Annotated in this window: 18 protein-coding genes; 10 read left to right on the plus strand and 8 right to left on the minus strand. The window is 44.4% G+C overall.

Features of this window, described 5'->3' with window-relative positions:
• Positions 1-159 precede the first annotated feature (159 nt).
• Positions 160-963, minus strand: a complete 804-nt coding sequence (locus Q5691_RS14145; protein ID WP_333209686.1) for a DUF2267 domain-containing protein — start codon at positions 961-963, stop codon at positions 160-162.
• A gap of 544 nt (positions 964-1,507) precedes the next feature.
• Here Q5691_RS14145 and Q5691_RS14150 point away from each other — a divergent pair.
• Positions 1,508-1,966, plus strand: coding sequence for a response regulator (locus Q5691_RS14150; RefSeq protein WP_333345303.1), 459 nt, complete (start codon positions 1,508-1,510; stop codon positions 1,964-1,966).
• Here the strand turns inward: Q5691_RS14150 and Q5691_RS14155 are convergent.
• Positions 1,935-2,351, minus strand: coding sequence for a DUF2294 domain-containing protein (locus Q5691_RS14155; protein WP_333345305.1), 417 nt, complete (start codon positions 2,349-2,351; stop codon positions 1,935-1,937). The genes Q5691_RS14150 and Q5691_RS14155 overlap by 32 nt on opposite strands.
• A gap of 104 nt (positions 2,352-2,455) precedes the next feature.
• Complete coding sequence (locus tag Q5691_RS14160; protein WP_333232256.1) at positions 2,456-2,833, minus strand: BON domain-containing protein; 378 nt, start codon at positions 2,831-2,833, stop codon at positions 2,456-2,458.
• Positions 2,834-2,857: 24 nt separating this feature from the next.
• Here Q5691_RS14160 and Q5691_RS14165 point away from each other — a divergent pair, with 24 nt between their 5' ends.
• Entirely contained in the window at positions 2,858-2,995 is a 138-nt protein-coding gene (locus Q5691_RS14165; RefSeq protein WP_333345307.1) for a hypothetical protein, read from the plus strand.
• A 124-nt stretch (positions 2,996-3,119) separates the two neighbouring features.
• On the opposite strand, the gene Q5691_RS14170 is transcribed toward Q5691_RS14165, so the two are convergent.
• Positions 3,120-3,338, minus strand: a complete 219-nt coding sequence (locus tag Q5691_RS14170; protein WP_333345309.1) for an alpha amylase C-terminal domain-containing protein — start codon at positions 3,336-3,338, stop codon at positions 3,120-3,122.
• 301 nt (positions 3,339-3,639) lie between these two features.
• Positions 3,640-3,780: a hypothetical protein gene (locus Q5691_RS14175; RefSeq protein WP_333345311.1), complete on the minus strand. Its 141-nt coding sequence runs from the start codon at positions 3,778-3,780 to the stop codon at positions 3,640-3,642.
• Positions 3,781-4,499: 719 nt separating this feature from the next.
• On the opposite strand from Q5691_RS14175, the gene Q5691_RS14180 reads away from it, so the two are divergent.
• Complete coding sequence (locus Q5691_RS14180) at positions 4,500-4,679, plus strand: hypothetical protein (protein ID WP_333345313.1); 180 nt, start codon at positions 4,500-4,502, stop codon at positions 4,677-4,679.
• 581 nt (positions 4,680-5,260) lie between these two features.
• Positions 5,261-7,006: a group II intron reverse transcriptase/maturase gene (ltrA, locus tag Q5691_RS14185; protein ID WP_333345315.1), complete on the plus strand. Its 1,746-nt coding sequence runs from the start codon at positions 5,261-5,263 to the stop codon at positions 7,004-7,006.
• Positions 7,007-7,273: 267 nt separating this feature from the next.
• On the opposite strand, the gene Q5691_RS14190 is transcribed toward ltrA, so the two are convergent.
• Positions 7,274-8,119: a cyanophycinase gene (locus tag Q5691_RS14190; RefSeq protein ID WP_333345317.1), complete on the minus strand. Its 846-nt coding sequence runs from the start codon at positions 8,117-8,119 to the stop codon at positions 7,274-7,276.
• A 344-nt stretch (positions 8,120-8,463) separates the two neighbouring features.
• On the minus strand, positions 8,464-8,661 hold the full coding sequence (locus tag Q5691_RS14195) for a hypothetical protein (protein ID WP_015175364.1): 198 nt from the start codon (positions 8,659-8,661) through the stop codon (positions 8,464-8,466).
• Between the two features lie 389 nt (positions 8,662-9,050).
• Between Q5691_RS14195 and Q5691_RS14200 the strand changes: the two genes are divergently transcribed.
• The 5 genes from Q5691_RS14200 to coaBC all read left to right on the plus strand — a co-directional run bounded on the left by Q5691_RS14200 (position 9,051) and on the right by coaBC (position 16,354).
• The gene (locus Q5691_RS14200) at positions 9,051-10,961 is read left to right on the plus strand and encodes an ATP-binding protein (RefSeq protein WP_333345319.1); all 1,911 of its coding nucleotides are present in this window, start codon (positions 9,051-9,053) and stop codon (positions 10,959-10,961) included.
• A 376-nt stretch (positions 10,962-11,337) separates the two neighbouring features.
• Complete coding sequence (locus tag Q5691_RS14205; protein ID WP_333345321.1) at positions 11,338-13,425, plus strand: CHASE domain-containing protein; 2,088 nt, start codon at positions 11,338-11,340, stop codon at positions 13,423-13,425.
• Between the two features lie 571 nt (positions 13,426-13,996).
• On the plus strand, positions 13,997-14,620 hold the full coding sequence (locus Q5691_RS14210; RefSeq protein ID WP_333308794.1) for an alpha/beta hydrolase: 624 nt from the start codon (positions 13,997-13,999) through the stop codon (positions 14,618-14,620).
• Between the two features lie 45 nt (positions 14,621-14,665).
• Entirely contained in the window at positions 14,666-14,878 is a 213-nt protein-coding gene (gene isiD / locus Q5691_RS14215; protein ID WP_106150386.1) for a protein IsiD, read from the plus strand.
• Positions 14,879-15,154: 276 nt separating this feature from the next.
• Positions 15,155-16,354, plus strand: a complete 1,200-nt coding sequence (gene coaBC, locus Q5691_RS14220) for a bifunctional phosphopantothenoylcysteine decarboxylase/phosphopantothenate--cysteine ligase CoaBC (protein ID WP_333345323.1) — start codon at positions 15,155-15,157, stop codon at positions 16,352-16,354.
• 16 nt (positions 16,355-16,370) lie between these two features.
• On the opposite strand, the gene Q5691_RS14225 is transcribed toward coaBC, so the two are convergent.
• A complete protein-coding gene (locus Q5691_RS14225) occupies positions 16,371-16,751 on the minus strand; it encodes a transcriptional regulator (RefSeq protein WP_333345325.1) in 381 nt (126 codons plus the stop codon).
• Between the two features lie 182 nt (positions 16,752-16,933).
• Here Q5691_RS14225 and Q5691_RS14230 point away from each other — a divergent pair, with 182 nt between their 5' ends.
• Complete coding sequence (locus Q5691_RS14230; protein ID WP_333345326.1) at positions 16,934-17,407, plus strand: hypothetical protein; 474 nt, start codon at positions 16,934-16,936, stop codon at positions 17,405-17,407.
• Positions 17,408-17,869 lie beyond the last annotated feature (462 nt).

Consider the following 17,869-nt stretch of genomic DNA (forward strand, 5'->3'; position numbering starts at 1 on the left):
AGTTTGATCAGGACTCAAGTCCTCACTACAAAGCAATTGCAAAGCTACCAGGCAAAAAGTATAAAGAAACCGGGTTGAGCAACCAGTATTCTGCCCTCTGGAGGGAAAATACTGGTTGCTCAACCCGGCTAGTAAGTATTTATACCTTAAAACGTCTCGTTAAGCAGACGCCCAAATTTCCCGAATTCTGTCCGGCAAAAAGCCAGCTATTTCCTGAATTCGCTCCTCGGACAGCTCATCCTTCGTTGCCGAAAATACAGCGGCGATCGCAGTTTCCGGTTTTACTCCTGAAGGAAGTGCGCCTTCTAGTTCCACCCTCCGTGCAAACAAATTGCCATCGATCCCCAAAGGTGCAGGCGCGCCGGTCAAAGGTTGACGCACCCGGCTGAGCAATCCCACCAGCGGATTGGTATCTTTCCAGAGGTCTGCTATTTCTTGTTGCAGGGTTTTGTCATCCGTAGGCAAAACTTCTTTGTGCAATTCAGATTCCACGTGCTCGATGGCGTCTTTTGTCATCACATCGCGCATGACCCGGTACACTACTTCGGTAATGTCGCGGGCATCAAAAATATCCTCCAAGTGACCGTTTACCATCACTTTTTCCAAAAACGGCATATCCTTTGAAGCGATAGGAACTGCCGACCCTTCTTGATGGAGCGACTTCGGAGGATTCGTCTCCATTTTGTGTAACAGTTTGCGGCCTTTTTCTGTTAAATCAGCTTCTTGAAATGCGACTAAAGGCGGCAATACCTCAGTTCCTCCGTAAGGTTCTCCACTAAAGTCAGCTTTAATAAATTCTCTTTGGTTGAGGTAGTCCAGATGACCGAGCAATTCCGCTTCTGCCACCTGGTGACCGACATATTCTTCGGCTGCGTTCCTAATTTCCGACTCTCCCCTGCCGTTTCCGCTGCCAATCTTTTTGAGCAAAATGTAAGTCAGGTCGTCTCTGATTGGAATTGTCATTAAAACCTCCTAGGTTAATATCCGGTAAAGCTTAAGTAAAAACTGAATCTTTTTACTGGCTTAAATTGTGATAATTACTACTTAAAAACATTGAAGTATAAAGTAGAGTAATCAAGTATCTCTCAGCAGGTGGAAGTTATTAAAATTAAGTATGGGTTAGAATCTGCCTTTAGGTAGATCCTTGTATGGAAACCCATGTTTAATGTGGTTAATATCCTAAAAAGGTGTCGCCACTCTTCAATGCTATTAAGCGAGGATGCTTTATTGGTAAGATTCTCCGTATTTATTGCGTGTTTTTACCAGGGCTGACGCACCAAGAGCCCCTAAGTTGGTAATTGGCGCTGGGAGAGGTAGAATTAAGCAGATGCTATGGGGTTAATCAACTGCGGTCGTTTTGCCTGCAGCTTGTAGCGATATTGTATCGGATTAGACCAAAAACTGGTCATGGGAGAGCTACCAATACGAGCCAATCTGTTTCAAGTGCCGCAGCGCCACTTGAAGAATGCCTCGGTAACAAATTTTTTGATCGTTGCGATCGGCATTTATGAACTACCTTCATTGGGACAATAAATTGGAATCCTCGTCTTTCATTAGCGGTCAACCCCAGGTTGACAAGCGTCCTTTAGTGTTGGCTGTAGACGACAATCCGGACAACTTAGAGCTGCTGACACAAATACTCGATTTATTCGGCTGCGAGTGCGTGGGAGCAGTTGACGGATACGCAGCTCTTTCAGCAGCAGTCGATCAACAACCCGACCTAATCGTACTCGACATTTGCCTACCGGATATAGACGGTATGGAAGTAGTAAAGCGCGTCCAACAAAACCCCGATCTCAGACATATTCCGATTGTTGCTGTCACAGCACTAGCAAAACCAGAAGACCGCGCTCGAATTCTCGAAGCTGGCTGCGTGGAATACCTTTCCAAACCTTTTAACATCAAAGATTTAGAAACAGTTATCCGCCAGCATCTCAACTCTCAAATGGTTTTGGTTGAGTTTTAGATTTATAATTAGAATCACGAAAGTGAGGCGCGGAGTCCAAAATTGCGATCGTTCCCGTGCGGCCAGTCTCTAAGGTCGCATCGCGGAGCAAATCAGTGACTCCCACGCCCAAAACCTTTTGAATTAATTCTTTCAGTGGCAATTCCAGAACTGATTCTAATTGTGCTCGCACCTGCAAAGCCAAATCGTGCTGACCGTTCTGAGCCAGCAGTTTTTCTGGTTCAGTAAGCCCATTTTCGATAACAATTATCAATTTGTTATCCAAAAGATTGCAGAGCGCTTGACTTGTTTGGTGTCCGAGCTGAGAGCGGTATAAGGCTTGAATTCCCTGCGACAGAGTGCGTTCTAATTTCCCGCGAGTAGGTTCTAATGTTTCGCCTGTCATATTTTTTATTGAGATAAAGATAAATCAAAAAAACAGTTAACTGTTAACTACTAACTGGTTAACAGTTAACTGCTAACTGTTAACTGTTAGAAATAACCGTCGCGTTATCCGACAGTAACTTCATTAGTTTCCACCCCAGTTGCACCCTTAACGCCTTTAGCAATTGTCACCAACTTGTTGACAATTTCCTGACTGGGAACTGTACCTTTGAGAACCACCGTAGTGCCAAGTTGAGCCACATAAACAGTCTCAATATCCGCAACATCTGGATTTGCATCGAAAGCCTGAGCAACCCGTTTAGCTAAACCGCTTTGATCGTATTCTCCGTTCAAGCCCATGCGTTCCGGCGGGATTGTCTGAGCGCTCGCAGCAGGTTGAGATTGAGCTTGAGATTGAGCTACAGGTGCTTGGTAAGCAGGAGCATCAACAGTTTCTTGATTTTCAAGTTTTTCTAAACCAAACAATCTTTTTAGCCAGCCCATAGAGTTTGTCCTCCGACAAAGTTTGTGTTAATTGACTTGTTAATTGACAGTTGGCACGTCGCCGTGCAATTTTTATTCTCAATACCAGGAATTACGATCGCACTCTTGGATGCAGAAACCGAGTTTTTTTACAAAAAAGCATCGTTACAGCCATCCACCTAGGTAGAAAAACCCTGTTTGTTGAGCTTGGTGCGCCCATCGTAAATACAATTTACTGTTGTACAACTGGGCCGATCATCTGCCTAGAGACATAATTCTCCGGCTCTCAAACAAATAATTGCGCTGATCATTCCGGCAAATCAAACTTAAACTCTTCTTCCCCAACTTCTACTATTTTGTTATACATCCACTCGTGCCAACTTCCTGCCGCCGGAAACTTAGGAATGCTGTTACCAGATAGATAAGTATCCGAAAAATTAGCGACAACTACTGCTCGCATTTCCTCATCGCTCCAGCGGTAATAAGCCAGCACTTTGGCTTCGGGATTTTCGTGAATAAATATCAATATTTTTGGTATAAAGTGCCGGAAGTTTTTCCCGCAGCCGAATCACGTGTTTGTAGTATTCCAAGAACTCATGATTTGGCTAAGTTTTCAACAAAAACCATTGCAGTTTATTCGACTGGTTGGGAGTTTGCCGAGTGGATTGTCCAAACTCTTCGCCCATCCACAGCATCGGTATTCCTACTGCTGTGACTAACAAAACCGGGCCTTGCTGATTTATGGTATGAAAGGCTAAATATGCAAGTCATAGAAACCAGTATCTACAAAGCTTCGGGATTTTCAACTTATTTTTTTCATACCCTGATTACGCCACGCCCTGAATTTTAGTGCGGAAATAACCTCTGTCATCTTTTTCTAATATTTTTTTTCCATTGGAAAAAGAGCCGAGCAGTGTAGCTGCTTTGTTGTTGGGAGCGAGGAGTTTGAATTCAATTGCAGCGGCCATGAATATCTGGTTTGCAGAAATTATAAGTGTGATTAGTATTGATTTTTACAATTTGGTAAATCTGTCGCCCTCGTTCTTAAGAGTTACAGGTGTAACTCTTATGTTGTTAGGTAGTTATAGGCGCACCCGGAGGGTTTAGTAGTAGACACCCTAGCGATTGAGTAAGGTGCGCCACTAAGCACCCGGAGGCCAGATTTAAATCAATCAAAAATGTAGTTAAAGTAACTAAAAAATATTAAGGGCTGTTTATGAAAAGTAATTTAACTTTTGATAACTATATAAATCGTGGTCAGAGTTTAATATTTGTAACTAAAGGAACATTTTTTAGCTAACAGAGCTAATACTGTAGAAAGATGTCATTTTAGGCGGAAATAGCGAGGATGTGATTGTAATTATAAGGCAAGGAAAACCACAAGAATGAATGCTTTATTCCACTGGATTTTCGCGCCATCGACTTTAAGCCAAGTTTGAGCCGAGAATAGCAATGATTATTTTTGCTTATGTCTTGGCAGCAGTTGTTTTATATTTTTTGACTGGCAAACTTGGCAGAACCGAAATCAGCTTTAACGACTGCTGCTACCTCAGTAATTGGTAATTGGTGAAAATCTCATTCGTCCCTGTTACCCGTTAGATATTCCGAGCAGTGGCTCTAAAGCTCTAAAAGTTTAATTGGGGATGTTGGCGAATTACCGTTACTGTAAAACTCTGGAGTGTTAAAAATGCTAAAACAAATGTGTTGGTTGCCCAGACTCGGAGGCAAGGGAGAAAAGATATTGCACTTACGCACCGATGCCCGTCAGGGGTGGCGGCCTTATACAGCTTTTCCGCAGTTCGCTGTACCCGACTACCGGGAACCGGGCGGTTCTAAGGGATGGGCAACTTATGTGCGATTCGTTTAGCCTAAATCCCCAAAGGAAGGACGGCTAGCAAGGGTTATTGACCCTTGACAACTGAACAGTCATGTGGGTAACAGGATAGTATCCTAGAAACCTTAAATCCCACCGCCCCGATGCTGGGTTGAAAGCATTTCCCTCGTGACAGAGGTCTGGTAAATCTCTGAACGGCTGCAAGGGAAAAAAGGCAGATAACATCAGTAACCTCAACTAGATGCCTGTCGAGCAAGAATCTCATGGATAATGCGAAAGCGTGAAGGTATGCACGAACCATCGTCACCCATAATGGGGAAAAGAGGTTGCCCCAAGCCAAAAGGCAAGGATAAGGAATCAGCAACTGTACGTTTGACTGATTAGCATTCCAAAGAAACCCGGTGGAGAGTACCGTCCTAAAAGATTCAAAATGACTGTTCGGAACGAAGTAACCTCTCAAATGCTCTTGGTAAGGTCGAATATACCAAGTAGGAAACCATCTACAAGCAGAGAGAGGCGGGATTGAATCAGAAGCAAACGACGTGGTTGTAATGACCCGTATACGCTGACAGATTCACGATGTTTTGGAAGGTATAGTTTTTGGTAGAAGTGAAATGTCTAAAACGAGTAGCAATACTACGGCGGAATGGAAAGACTTGGACTGGCGAAAGCTAGAGAAAAGAGTCTGGAAGCTTCAAAGAAGAATATACCAAGCCTCGCAACGTGGTGACACAGCAGCAGTTCGCAAGCTTCAAAAGACCTTGATGAGGTCTTGGTCAGCAAAATGCACAGCCGTAAGGAAAGTCACACAGGATAACCAAGGAAAAAGAACGGCGGGAGTGGATGGAGTTAAGTCACTATCCCCAGCAGCACGTCTAAAACTGGTAAACCAATTGAGACTAACCGGAAAAGCCAAGGCAACACGAAGGGTGTGGATTGATAAACCTGGAAAGACGGAAAAACGTCCTCTAGGCATACCTACCATGTTTGACCGTGCAATGCAAGCCTTAGCAAAACTCGCTCTAGAACCCGAATGGGAAGCTAGATTTGAGCATAATAGCTATGGGTTTCGACCAGGACGTTCTGCCCATGACGCGATTGAAGCAATACACAGAAATGTCTGCAAGAAAGCTAAATATGTGCTGGATGCTGATATTGCCCAATGCTTTGATCGTATCAATCACCAAGCACTGCTAACCAAGATAAACACATTCCCGAAAATGAGACGGCAAATTAAAGCTTGGCTTAAATCAGGAGTGATGAATTCAGGTTTACTATTCAATACCGATGAAGGGACACCACAGGGTGGGGTAATATCCCCGCTATTAGCAAATATAGCCCTTCACGGCATGGAAGAAAGTTTCAAACAAAATGGAACCTGTAAAGATGCAGTGCTAATCCGATATGCCGATGACTTCTTAGTCATACATGAAGAGCAAGCCGTTGTTATAGCTTGTCAGGAATTAATATCGGAGTGGTTGAAAGAAATAGGGTTAGAACTAAAGCCAAGTAAAACTCGCATTTGTCACACATCTGAAGGATTCAACTTCCTGGGATTTAATACCAGGCAACATAAAGTAGGAGCCTACAGAGCAGCTACAATTGCGATAGGTAGAATATCAAAAACCACAAAAAATCTTGGCTTTAAAACACTCATCACACCAAGCAAGGAAGCAATCAAGAGACATCTTGATAAAGTGGGGAAAATAATAGATGAACATCGCACATCTCCTCAATCGGCTTTAATTAACAAATTAAATCCAGTCATAAGAGGGTGGTGCAACTATTATTCAACTGTGGTAAGCAAAGAAATTTTTAATGATTGCTATCACATAACCACACAGAAACTCCTGGCTTGGGCGAGACACAGATGTTCTAGTAGCAATGCCCACGATACCGTCAAGAATTATTGGCGCAAAGTAGGTAATTACAATTGGACATTTGCCACATCGGACGGATACAAACTATTCAAACACCAAGATACGACTGTCAAAAGACACGTAAAAGTTAAAGGGAATAGAAGTCCGTTTGATGGGGATCTGGTCTATTGGAGTCAAAGAATGAGCAAACATCCAGAAGTCTCTATAAGAATTAAAAAACTTCTAGAAAGACAAAATGGAGATTGTGAATTATGCGAACTCAAGTTTAAGCAAGGCGACAAAATGGAAGTCGATCATATATTGCCACTCTCAAGAGGAGGTAAGGATGTATATGACAACCTGCAATTGTTACATCGCCATTGTCACGACGTGAAGACAGCCAATGATGGCTCAGGTGCGTACGACAAACGCCAAAACATTGAGGAGCCGTGTGTGTTGAAAGGCACAAGCACGGTTCTGAAGGAGAGGGTGGATAAGTGATTATCCACTCGACTCAAACCAGAAGCTGAGAGTTCAAGGGTGGAATTTAATATCGACTGCAGAAGGGCAGCAGTCGATTTTTGGCGAACAGAAAAGTGCTTAAAAAATCTGAAACCGCACCAATAAAAGAAGAGGATTTTACCTCTTCTTTTATTGGCTCTGGACGCAGAAACTGGGTTTTTAACCATCCTAGTTCGTTGCACTGGCAAGGTGTACGCTGTACACCCTACATACTTTCTTTTGAGATGTTTGCCAGTTGCAAGTAAATTAGGCGATCGCCCTTTCCCTGTCTGCTGTAGTTGCTACGTTATGGAGCACCGGCTGGCGAGTTTTCAAGTTAAACCGGTATCCGTGGGGGAGGATGTGTAACTTTGCGCCGCAAATCGCTAAACCCTCATCCTTCAACCGTCCATCTATATTATCGTGGAGTTTTTCCGACTCGTCGATGACAGTTACAGCGCTTTCGCCAATAACTTCCAACTCGTCACCGTGGACTAAAATAGCTGTATTTTCATCAATACCAAATCCCAACACGGCCGGTTGCAGCAAGAGTGCGGTAACTAAGCGTCCCAGACGACCTCGCTGGGCGAAATGCTGGTCGATGACAACTCCTGGAAGGAAACCCATTCCCGGCCCCATTGCTACCACATCAACGCGGGGATTTGTCTCCGAGTCTCCTTCAATAATCATCATGTCTGGCATCATCGCCGCGCCAGCACTGGTGCCACCAATGATAATCCCTTCAGAGAAGCGTTTGTGCATAGCTGCGTCGAGTGTTGTGTCTTTCAAGCAGCTAATAATCCGCGCTTGATCTCCGCCGGTAAAGAATATGCCAGTGGCTTGTTCTATCGCTTCTAAATAATCTGGATTGCTGGCATCTTCGGGTCTCTGGGTGTCAACAACTCGCACATCTTCAGCGCCAAGTCGCTCAAACACCCGGATGTAATTATCTCCTACTTCTCCCGGCAAGCTAGTCGCAGCCGTCATGATCACAATGCGGGCTTTAGTGCCTCCGGCGCAGCGCAAGAATTCCCGCAGAATTTTGCAGTCCCCCTCTTTGTCTTCCGCACCACCAATAATTAGCAACTTCCCCTGAATTTCGTTGCTCGCCATATTATCTCCACTTTTAATTTATTAAATTTCACTAAAACACAAAATTCCTTTTTCCGAAAACTGCCAAAAGGTATATATAGATACAAAAAAATCTCCGGTTTCTACCACTCTAGAACGCACACAGCAAGGATGATATGCGAGTTTACTCATCCTCGACGATCCACGAAACAAACTTACCCCCCCTAACAGGAGATAGGAGGGGTCAAGAAATGAGCTTAAATTACAGGGCCCACGCGCGCGCAGTGATCAATCCGGTTTCTGATCCGATTCTTCGCTAATCCTCCTCTGATTGCTCGTAGAAATCGGGTTGATGAGCGTAAGTCCTCAATTAGTCCGATCGCCCGTTAGTGCGATCGCTCGATCAAATTGCTCAATATGGTACTCGCCCGTTCTAAAGGTAGGTGTCTGGGTTTTCCGTTCCAGACAATCTGATATTCGTTGCTGTTTTGACCATCGCCGTAGCCAGAAATTAGCTTCCGGTGAAATGCTTCCTCAGCTAAGTGGTGAACTTTTTCCCTGAGAGCAGTTTGTGCGATCTTCATAATTTGCTGCCTCTTAAATTTTCTTTCACTGTCATAAACAATTATAAGTACACAGTGTACCTCTCAAAAGTTATAGCTTTTTTTTGTAAGGGGGGAAAGAAGTAGTCGTTAGTCATAAGTGCTTAGTTATCTATGCTTAGTTATCTATGCTTAGTCATCTATGCTTAGTTAGATGTTGAAGGAAGAAGGAATATTTTCCTACTCTCACCCTCTCCCCCTCTCCCCCTCTCCCCATCTCCCCTACTCTCCCACTCCCCCTATAGGGCAATACTGAAGGCAGAATTGTTGGGAGTATTTATCTCACTGCTGGAATATCTATGCCCGCAGGTAGTATCCCATGCACCGACTATAAAGTTACCGTAAAAAATTAGCTCAAAGGAGGTTAGAAAATGCTGCAAGAAAAAACCACTGAAACAGCCCGCGTCAATGCTCGAAAAACCGATATTTTTGATGTTTTCAACTTCAAACACTATATCGGGCCCAACCCTTATTTAGACACCGCGGCTTTAGTTTTTGATTTAGCGGTGACGGGCGGGAGCGAACCTTTGCCGATCGCACATTACCAGGAAATTATTAGCGATCGCTACCCGCAATTCCTGCACGAAACTTTCTTGAACCATGCCCAACTGTTCGGCCGTACCGCCTCAGAAGTAGCAAAACTCGACATGGGTTTGCATTTTCAACACTGGAACATCAAGCCGTTTTCTCAGTTTAACAGAATCAGCATAGAAGCACTTCACGCCCGCACTGCCAGAGCAGTAGTGTACGCAGTTTGGGATTGGTTTGAAGCCATTAATCAAAATCAAGACTTTCCCTTGGAAGCACAAATTGGCGCGCTGCAAAATATGTTCCGGCAGTCAGTTTACGGAGGCCCGACAGTTTATTCGTTAATGCGATCGGCATCCCAAAAAGGCATTCCCGCATTTTATTTGTGGGATGAAGGACTAATGCAATATGGGTACGGCAAAAAACTGGTTCGTGGCTCTGCAACTACCTTTGATTCTGACAGCCACTTAGACTCAGATTTTACTACGCGCAAAGACGATTGTAAAGCTTTTCTTGCTACATTAGGATTTCCTGTTCCCAAAGGCGATATCGTCTCCACAGAAAACGGAGCTCTGGCAGTTGCTAGAGAAATTGGCTACCCAGTTGCTATCAAACCAGTAGTCGGTCATAAAGGAATTGGCGTAACAGCAGATGTCCGGGATGCCGAGGAATTGCAGGCAGCTTTTAAAAGAGCAGTTAAGGCTATTCCCGAAACCGATCCGGTGCGAGTAATTGTGGAAAACAGCATCAAAGGATCGGATTTTAGGCTGCTGTGCGTTGACGGCAAATTTGTTTCTGCAACTGAACGCCGACCCGCTTGCGTAACAGGTGATGGCGACTCAACAATTCGCGAATTGATCCGCCGTGAAAACCGCAAACCAGAACGTTTGGATACGCCAACTTCGGCCATGAGCAAAATTCAGTCCGACGAAGCGATGGAAATGTATCTGGAAGAACAAGGGCTGTCATTGGATAGTGTGCCAAGTAGCGATCGCACTGTGTATCTACGCAAAGTCGCTAATCTTTCCGCAGGCGGCATCAGCATCGACGCTACCCGCACCATTCACCCGGATAACATTGTTTTGGCTCAAGATATCGCCCTACATTTCCGGTTAACTTGTTTGGGGATTGATGTGATGACAGAAACTCTCGCCAAATCTTGGAAAACAGGCAATTTTGGGATTATCGAGATCAATGCCGCGCCGGGAATTTTTATGCACCTCAACCCCGCTGTCGGCGAAGGAGTTGATGTGCCTTCGCATATTATCGAAACTTTCTTTGAATCGGGAAAATCCGCCAGAATTCCGATTATTACTTTCAACAGAATTTCGGTACATGACCTACAAGAAACCATCGACCATATTCTGTTGCAGCATCCCGATTGGACAATCGGTGCTGTTTGTCGCGGTGGACTTTTTGTTAACCGTTCTGAAAAAGTTTTGAATAAGAATTACCATCTTAACGTGCAAAGTTTGCTACGGAATCCCAAGCTCGATTTGTTAATTGCTGAATATCCCGAAGATATTTTGGAAGCTGAGGGAATGTTTTATCGGGGCAGCAATATGGTGGTGCTAGATAATCCGGGAGAAACTGAGATGATGTTGGTTAGAGAAAGCACTGATGACGATACTGTTGTGGTGAGGGAAGGAAATAGTATTTCTATTCGCCGCCAGGGGTTGATCGAACAGTATGCTCTGGGGGATGATGAACCGTTTACACGGGTTTATTTGAAGGAAATAGGGACTGTTTTGTAAGCGGTTCCACCTTTAAGTTGGCTTTGTAGGGCGGGTATTGAGTACCCGCCCTACCAGATCAAGGTTTTTTCTCGTTCCCAGGTTCTTCCGGGGAAGGAATTTGGGAGGGCCCAGATGGGAACTGGCTTAGTTACACTTAGTTACACTTAGTTACAATTCCTCAGTCGTGGATACACTATTCGTAAAAAGCCGGTTTCTTCCCAACTTTCTCGTTACCAGACCAATATTTTCGTAGAAACTGAGTTGGTCAGGGTAAGTCTTATTCCTGCGATCATAAGTTTTTAGACAATCTCGTTTCTGCGCTGCCCTTCGTGCTATCAAGGAATTTCACAAGTCCTTAAACGAATTGCACTCCGGTAGCAGAAGGTGTGGGAATATGAATGTTGCGAGCAATTGGTTTAATTCGCTGACCGAAAGTTTACAGTCGCACCGTCGCTACATTCCAGCAGCGCTGACTCTTTGCACAGGGACGAGTTTGTCATTGGCAGCCGCAGCCGTTGTGTGGCATTCGGAAAACCAACGAATGCAAGTTGAATTTCATCAGCAAGCCGATCGCCTGAATGTGACATTGCAGCAAAGCATCAATAAAAATTTAGAAGTTCTGTACTCACTTGAAGGATTCTACAGGGCATCTACTGAAGTTAGCCGACAAGATTTTAAGCAATTCGCTCAACCTGCACTTGCCCGAAATACTGCTATACATTCTGTTAACTGGATTCGCCGCGTGTCGGCTGCCCAAAAAGCAGCTTACGAACGGACAATTCGAGCCGCCGATTTTCCCGCATTTCAAATTTATGAACGAACTCCTGACAAAAAGCAAGTCCAAGCAAGAGTGCGATCGGAATACTTTCCCATTATTTACAGAGAAGCATTAGAAGAAGATAACAAAGTGATCGGTTTTGATGTTGCCTCCAGCCCCGATCGCAAATCAGCTTTAGAGAAATCGGTGAATACCGGGAAAATAGCGGCTTCGGCGCGGATTAGATTAGTCAGCAACAATCAACCGGGATTGCAAGTATTTCTACCAGTACACCGCCGTACAACTTCTGCTGATAACTCCGTTAACGGCCGCCAAAACCTCATGGGAGTTATTGCGGGTCTGTTTCAGATCACGAGTATGGTCGATTCCTCTTTAGAATCGCTAAATTTAGACAAGATTAATTTTTACCTCTATGACAACTCTGCTATAGAGAAAGAACGCTTTCTGGTGCGCTACGACTCACAAGCTAAGCAGTTGATAGATAACCCAAAACACGAAAAGCCAGAGTTAACTAATTTGCTGGGAAAAATCTGTCAATATCCGAGTGCTTGCACTCGCCTATTTAAGGTAGCAGACCGCCAGTGGAGGCTGCTAGTTTTGCCTGGAAAGGGGTACAACAGTATGAGGACACATCAGGGTTCGCTGGCAATTGGCGCGATCGGGCTATTGATGACTGGCAGCTTGACGATTTACCTGTTGATGTCTCTAGAACGTACTGCAAAAGTAGAACAGCAAGTGTACGATCGTACAATTCAACTAAAACAGCGCACTGCTGAACTAGAAACAGCACTAAAAAATTTGCAGGAAGCTCAATTTAAACTAATCCAAACTGAAAAAATGTCCAGCTTGGGGCAGTTGGTGGCTGGAGTTGCCCACGAAATTAACAATCCTGTCAACTTCATCTCTGGCAACCTAATCCATACAGGCGCATATACTCGAGACTTGCTGAAACTTGTGGAAATATACCAGCAGCAATATCCGAACCCAACGCCCGAAGTGCAAGCGAAACTAAAAGAGATTGATTTGGAGTTTATCAGTGAAGACTTGCCTAAAATCCTACAATCTATGAATATGGGAGCTGAACGTATCAGCCAGATCGTGCTTTCTCTGCGGAATTTTTCGCGCTTGGATGAAGCTGAAATGAAGTCGGTTGACATTCACCAAGGCATTGACAGCACCTTGATGATTTTGGAGAGTCGGCTGAAACCAAAAGCTGATTTTTCGGGCATTAAACTCATCAAAGAATACGGAAATTTGCCATTAGTGGAGTGCTGGGCGGGACAATTGAATCAGGTATTTATGAATGTCTTGAGCAATGCTATTGATGTTTTATCTGATACCGAAAATCCAAAAAAGCTCGAAAACAAAGCCTCCAATTCTGCATTTTTACCTACTATTCGGATTCGCACTGAACTTTTAAATTCTAATTGTGTATGCGTGCGAATCGCTGACAATGGAACGGGCATGACGGAGAATGTCAAAAAACGTTTATTCGATCCTTTTTTTACTACCAAGCCTGTGGGCAAAGGTACTGGCTTGGGATTGTCGATCTGCTATCAAATAGTAGACAAGCATCACGGTTCGCTCAGGTGCGTATCGGCTCCGGGAGAGGGAACTGAATTCTTGATTGAGGTGCCGGTGCGGCAACAGTTCGAGCAATCTGTTTCTAAGGTTTCACCTGCGGTAGGTGTCAATCGATTTTAGATTTTAGATTTTAGATTTTAGATTTTAGAATTGGGGATAAATTACTATTTAATGGTTTAGGTGCCTTCTACAGTTGCAGCTTTTCTGAGAACTAATATCAAGTGAAATTAGGTGAATAAATTGGTAGAAGTTAATTTTTTTAAAATAGTTTTTAGGAGTGGGAACCGCAGAAATCGATTGACATATAGTAGTTCTCAAAAAAGTTCGTGGGCGCGTGGGTTTTCGGTGTTCGGTAATCGGTAATCCGGAAAAAGGTCATCATGAAAAAGCTTGCTGTTCAAAAGCAGGGTAGCGCCATTATTCATTACCCATTACCCATTACCAGACATACCTCACTCTTAATGAGACTGGGCTATATATACCTAGCGAGAATTTGGCTTGCATTCCTGTGAAAGATGCTCGCGGTGCTTAGGTTGCACCCTACAATTAACAGTCAACTGTCCTGAGTTATAGTTATTGCCAATCGCGTCTTAATTTATAGTTAAATATCGCCCAAAACAAATATTTGGGGTTTTACCCGTCGTGACAATTTATAATTGTAGCGATGCCAGATTACCAATTACTAACTACGATGTCTTTACAATTTATTAGCATTCCGCCAAAAACTGATCGCAAACCTGTCGCTTTGATTGTCGCTTTACATGGATGGGGTGCTAATGCTCGGGATTTGACTTCCTTAGCACCCTTTTTCAATTTGCCGGATTATCAGTTTCTGTTTCCCGATGCCCCATTTCCTCATCCCCAGGTAACAAGCGGCAAAGCGTGGTATAACCTTCAAAGCAAAGACGCTCAGGGATTGGTAGAAAGCCGGCAATTGCTGAGGGAATTTTTGCTGTCTTTGGAAAGCACCACGGGCGTGCCTTTGTCTCGCACGATTTTAGGCGGCTTTTCTCAAGGCGGAGCGATGACTCTAGATGTGGGATTGACTTTGCCCCTAGCTGGTTTAATTTGTCTGAGTGGTTATTTACACCAGATTTCGCCAGTTGCGGGGAGTGTTTTGCCACCTGTTTTAATCGTACACGGTACTCAAGATACTATTGTTCCCGTTAGTGCTGCTGTGCGATCGCGCGAGAGTTTGACAGCTTGGGGAGCTGCGGTGCAGTATCGAGAATTTAACATGGGACACGAGATTCTGCCGGAAGTTATAGATGTAATGCGAAGTTTTGTTGTAGAAACTGTGTCGAAATCTGATTAAAGGTTTAGTATATAGTATGGCGGAAGTCTCGGGCAGGGGAAAAAAATGAAAACTTTAACCAAAGCATCGCGCGATATTGCTGTACTTACTTCTCAGGACGTGGCGGAATTGGCTGTCCGTTTGGAAGTTGACGATTATACAGATCCTTTTGAGGGATTGAATGATTGGCATTTGTTGCGATCGCTTGCTTTTCAGCGGCCAGAGATGGTTGAACCTTATCTCCACCTTCTGGATATGGAAGCCTACGACGAAGCATAGACTTAAAAATCTAGCTCAAAATTTTCTACGGGATTGAGGAAGAAGTTAGCAGCATATTTTGTTGCAGATTAAACAGATGAGTGAGGGATTTTAGTCTGTTTTTATCTTAATTTCTTTCTTGATTCTTTTTTATGGCTGAAGGATGAAGGATGAAGGATGAAGGATGAAGGATGAAGGATGAAAGAATGAGGAGAGGCGATCGGGCAATTCTCCGCAATGGTTTCAGGAATTCATCAAGTTCTCATAACCTCGAAGGTTGCTGTATTACCAAAAATCATGAAGGGCAGACGAATTTTAATCGGCGTTAGTGGCGGGATTGCGGCTTACAAAGTTTGCGAAGTAGTTTCAACTTTAGCGAAAGCTGGAGCGGAAGTTAAAGCTATTCTTACTGATGCGGCTGGGGAGTTTGTAACGCCTTTGACTTTTGCTACTCTCTGCCGCCATCCTGCTTTTACTGACAAAGATTTTTGGCAACCAAGTCACGGGCGCCCCCTGCATATTCAACTGGGAGAATGGGCGGAAGTTTTTGTAATTGCTCCCCTGACAGCTAATACTTTGGCTAAGTTGGCGGGGGGTTTTGCTGATAATTTGCTGACTAATACTGTCTTAGCTTCTAGTTGCCCAATTTTGCTGGCACCGGCGATGAATACGGATATGTGGGAACAGCCGACGGTGCAGCGGAATTGGCGGGAAATATTGAGTTATCGGCGCTATCATGCTGCGAATCCGGGGGCGGGAATGCTGGCGTGCGATCGCGCGGGTGTCGGCCGCATGGCAGAACCTTATGAGATTTTGCCTCATATTGAATCGCTGTTGTATGCGAAGGGCGATCGAGATTTGGCGGGCATTAGGGTGTTGATCAGTGCGGGAGGAACGCGGGAACACCTCGATCCGGTGCGGTTTATCGGCAATCCTTCCAGTGGCAAAATGGGCATAGCTTTGGCGCAAGCTGCACAGCACCGGGGCGCGACAGTGACGCTGGTACACAGTATAACTGGGGAATTGCCGCTCTCAGGTGTGCGGGCGATCGCAGTTACGAGTGCAGAAGAAATGCGGGAGGCGATGCTGCAATGCTTTCACGATGCGGATTTGACGGTGATGGCGGCGGCCGTAGCGGATGTGAAGCCGGCTGAGTACAGTAGTGAGAAATTGCCCAAGCGATCACTCCCGAATTGTTTACCGTTGGCACCGGTAGCGGATATTGTGGCAGAGTTGGGAAAATTGAAACAGCCGCACCAAAAATTAATCGGGTTTGCAGCACAAACTGGGGATATTGTCAAGCCTGCTTTGGAGAAATTGCGAGCGAAGAAACTGGATGTAATTGCCGCAAACCCGATCGATCAAATAGGTGCAGGTTTCGGCAGCAATACCAATCAAGCAATATTAATTAATGCCGCCGGCAAGCAAGTAGAAATAGCATCTTGCAGCAAGCTAGAAATGGCTCACCGATTGTTAGATTTTGTGATGAAAGGGTGAGGGCGAAATTTACTCATTAACTGGGATTAATTACTACTGGTTCGGGCGATAATTCTGATTCCCCAAAATCCGTTGATTCCGAGTCAGCGGGCAATTCAGTATCTGCGACAGTAATTTCTAGTTTAAATCCTAACGCTTCGAGTAATTCTACAAAGCTGTAAATTTCCGAACCGCCGCTTTCAGTCAGCATCTTATCGAGTTTTTCGTGATGTTCTTTTGCTGACTCCGAAAGAGAATTTATCCTGATTTTAGCCTCAATTACCTTTCTGATGGCATTTCTCAGGAGTGCGGGTTCAGGGTCTTTTTCTTCCAATATAGCCCCGATAAAACCAGCAGCGTGTTCAGCATCTTTAAGAGATTCAATTAGGGACTCGCGGTAGCTATCGCTGGTAGGCATTTTCATTGAATTTCCGTGGTTGTACTTCCATAATTTTATCGCAGTCGATCGGCAATTTCTCTCGTAAGTGCGATCAAAAGTCCATTCAACAAGCAAATCATACTTAAGATAGAGGTATTCCAGCGACAAAATAGTAAACCTTGTTTGAGGAAACAAAGTTTAAATCAAACAGGGCATTGTGAATGAATTTTAAATCGATCGCACAAACCAATCTACTATTCGGCAGCCTGATAATTAGCCTCGGATTGCAAGCACTTCCAGCAGCAGCGCAATCAGTCACCGACGCGCAAGTTTCCGCCCTTGTAGAAGCGCTGCGACAAGCCGCCCCGCCACAAGCCGCAAATGACGGAATGTACAGTCAGTGGCAAGTTTTACCGAACAATATTTCCCGCTGGGCAAAATTCTGTACCAAACAAGATTTAACACCGCAACAATTTGAGGCTGACGCGACAAAAGCCAAATCAATTGTTACCTGTATCGTGGGCGATTTGCTGCGCGACGAATACAAAGCTAGCAGCAACAATGAATTAACCGCAGTACGCCGCGCCGCTTGCTGGTGGATGACTGGGGACTCCGCAGCTTGTAAAAGTGGGGCAACTGCTACTTATGCCGATAAAGTTATCAGCGTTTACCAGAAGCAGCAACCTAAAAAGTAAAGTTTGTGCTGGCGGAATTTAGATTTTTTTGACCGCAGCCCTACATTTTAGGGAATACCGGGACTCGGAGGAGTAACTTAAATACGGGCGCAAATGACCAAGAATTTCTTGATGGTACAAGCCCCCGGATTTATCCGTGAATCAATCCAAAATCGAAAATCGAAAATCCTCAAGCCCCCGCATTTATCCGTGGGGTCAATCTAAAATCTAAAATCTAAAATCTAAAATCGATCGACTGCTGACAAATTGCAGCATCGGTGCATTCTCAAGCGTTATTTTGATGCACGGCTGATGGATTTAATTGAGTTGTAATTCGATACACTTTCGTTGTATTAGTGGACGTGTTGTGAGATGATCTGCCCTCTTCTCAATGGCGCGATTGCCGCTAGGGCGTCGGTTCAGTATTAGGAGTTGACAAAACACACTGAAAATGATATGTGAATTGAAAATCCTGTTAAATTC

It is taken from the genome of Microcoleus sp. w1-18aA5, assembly GCF_036701705.1.
GTDB lineage: Bacteria > Cyanobacteriota > Cyanobacteriia > Cyanobacteriales > Microcoleaceae > Microcoleus.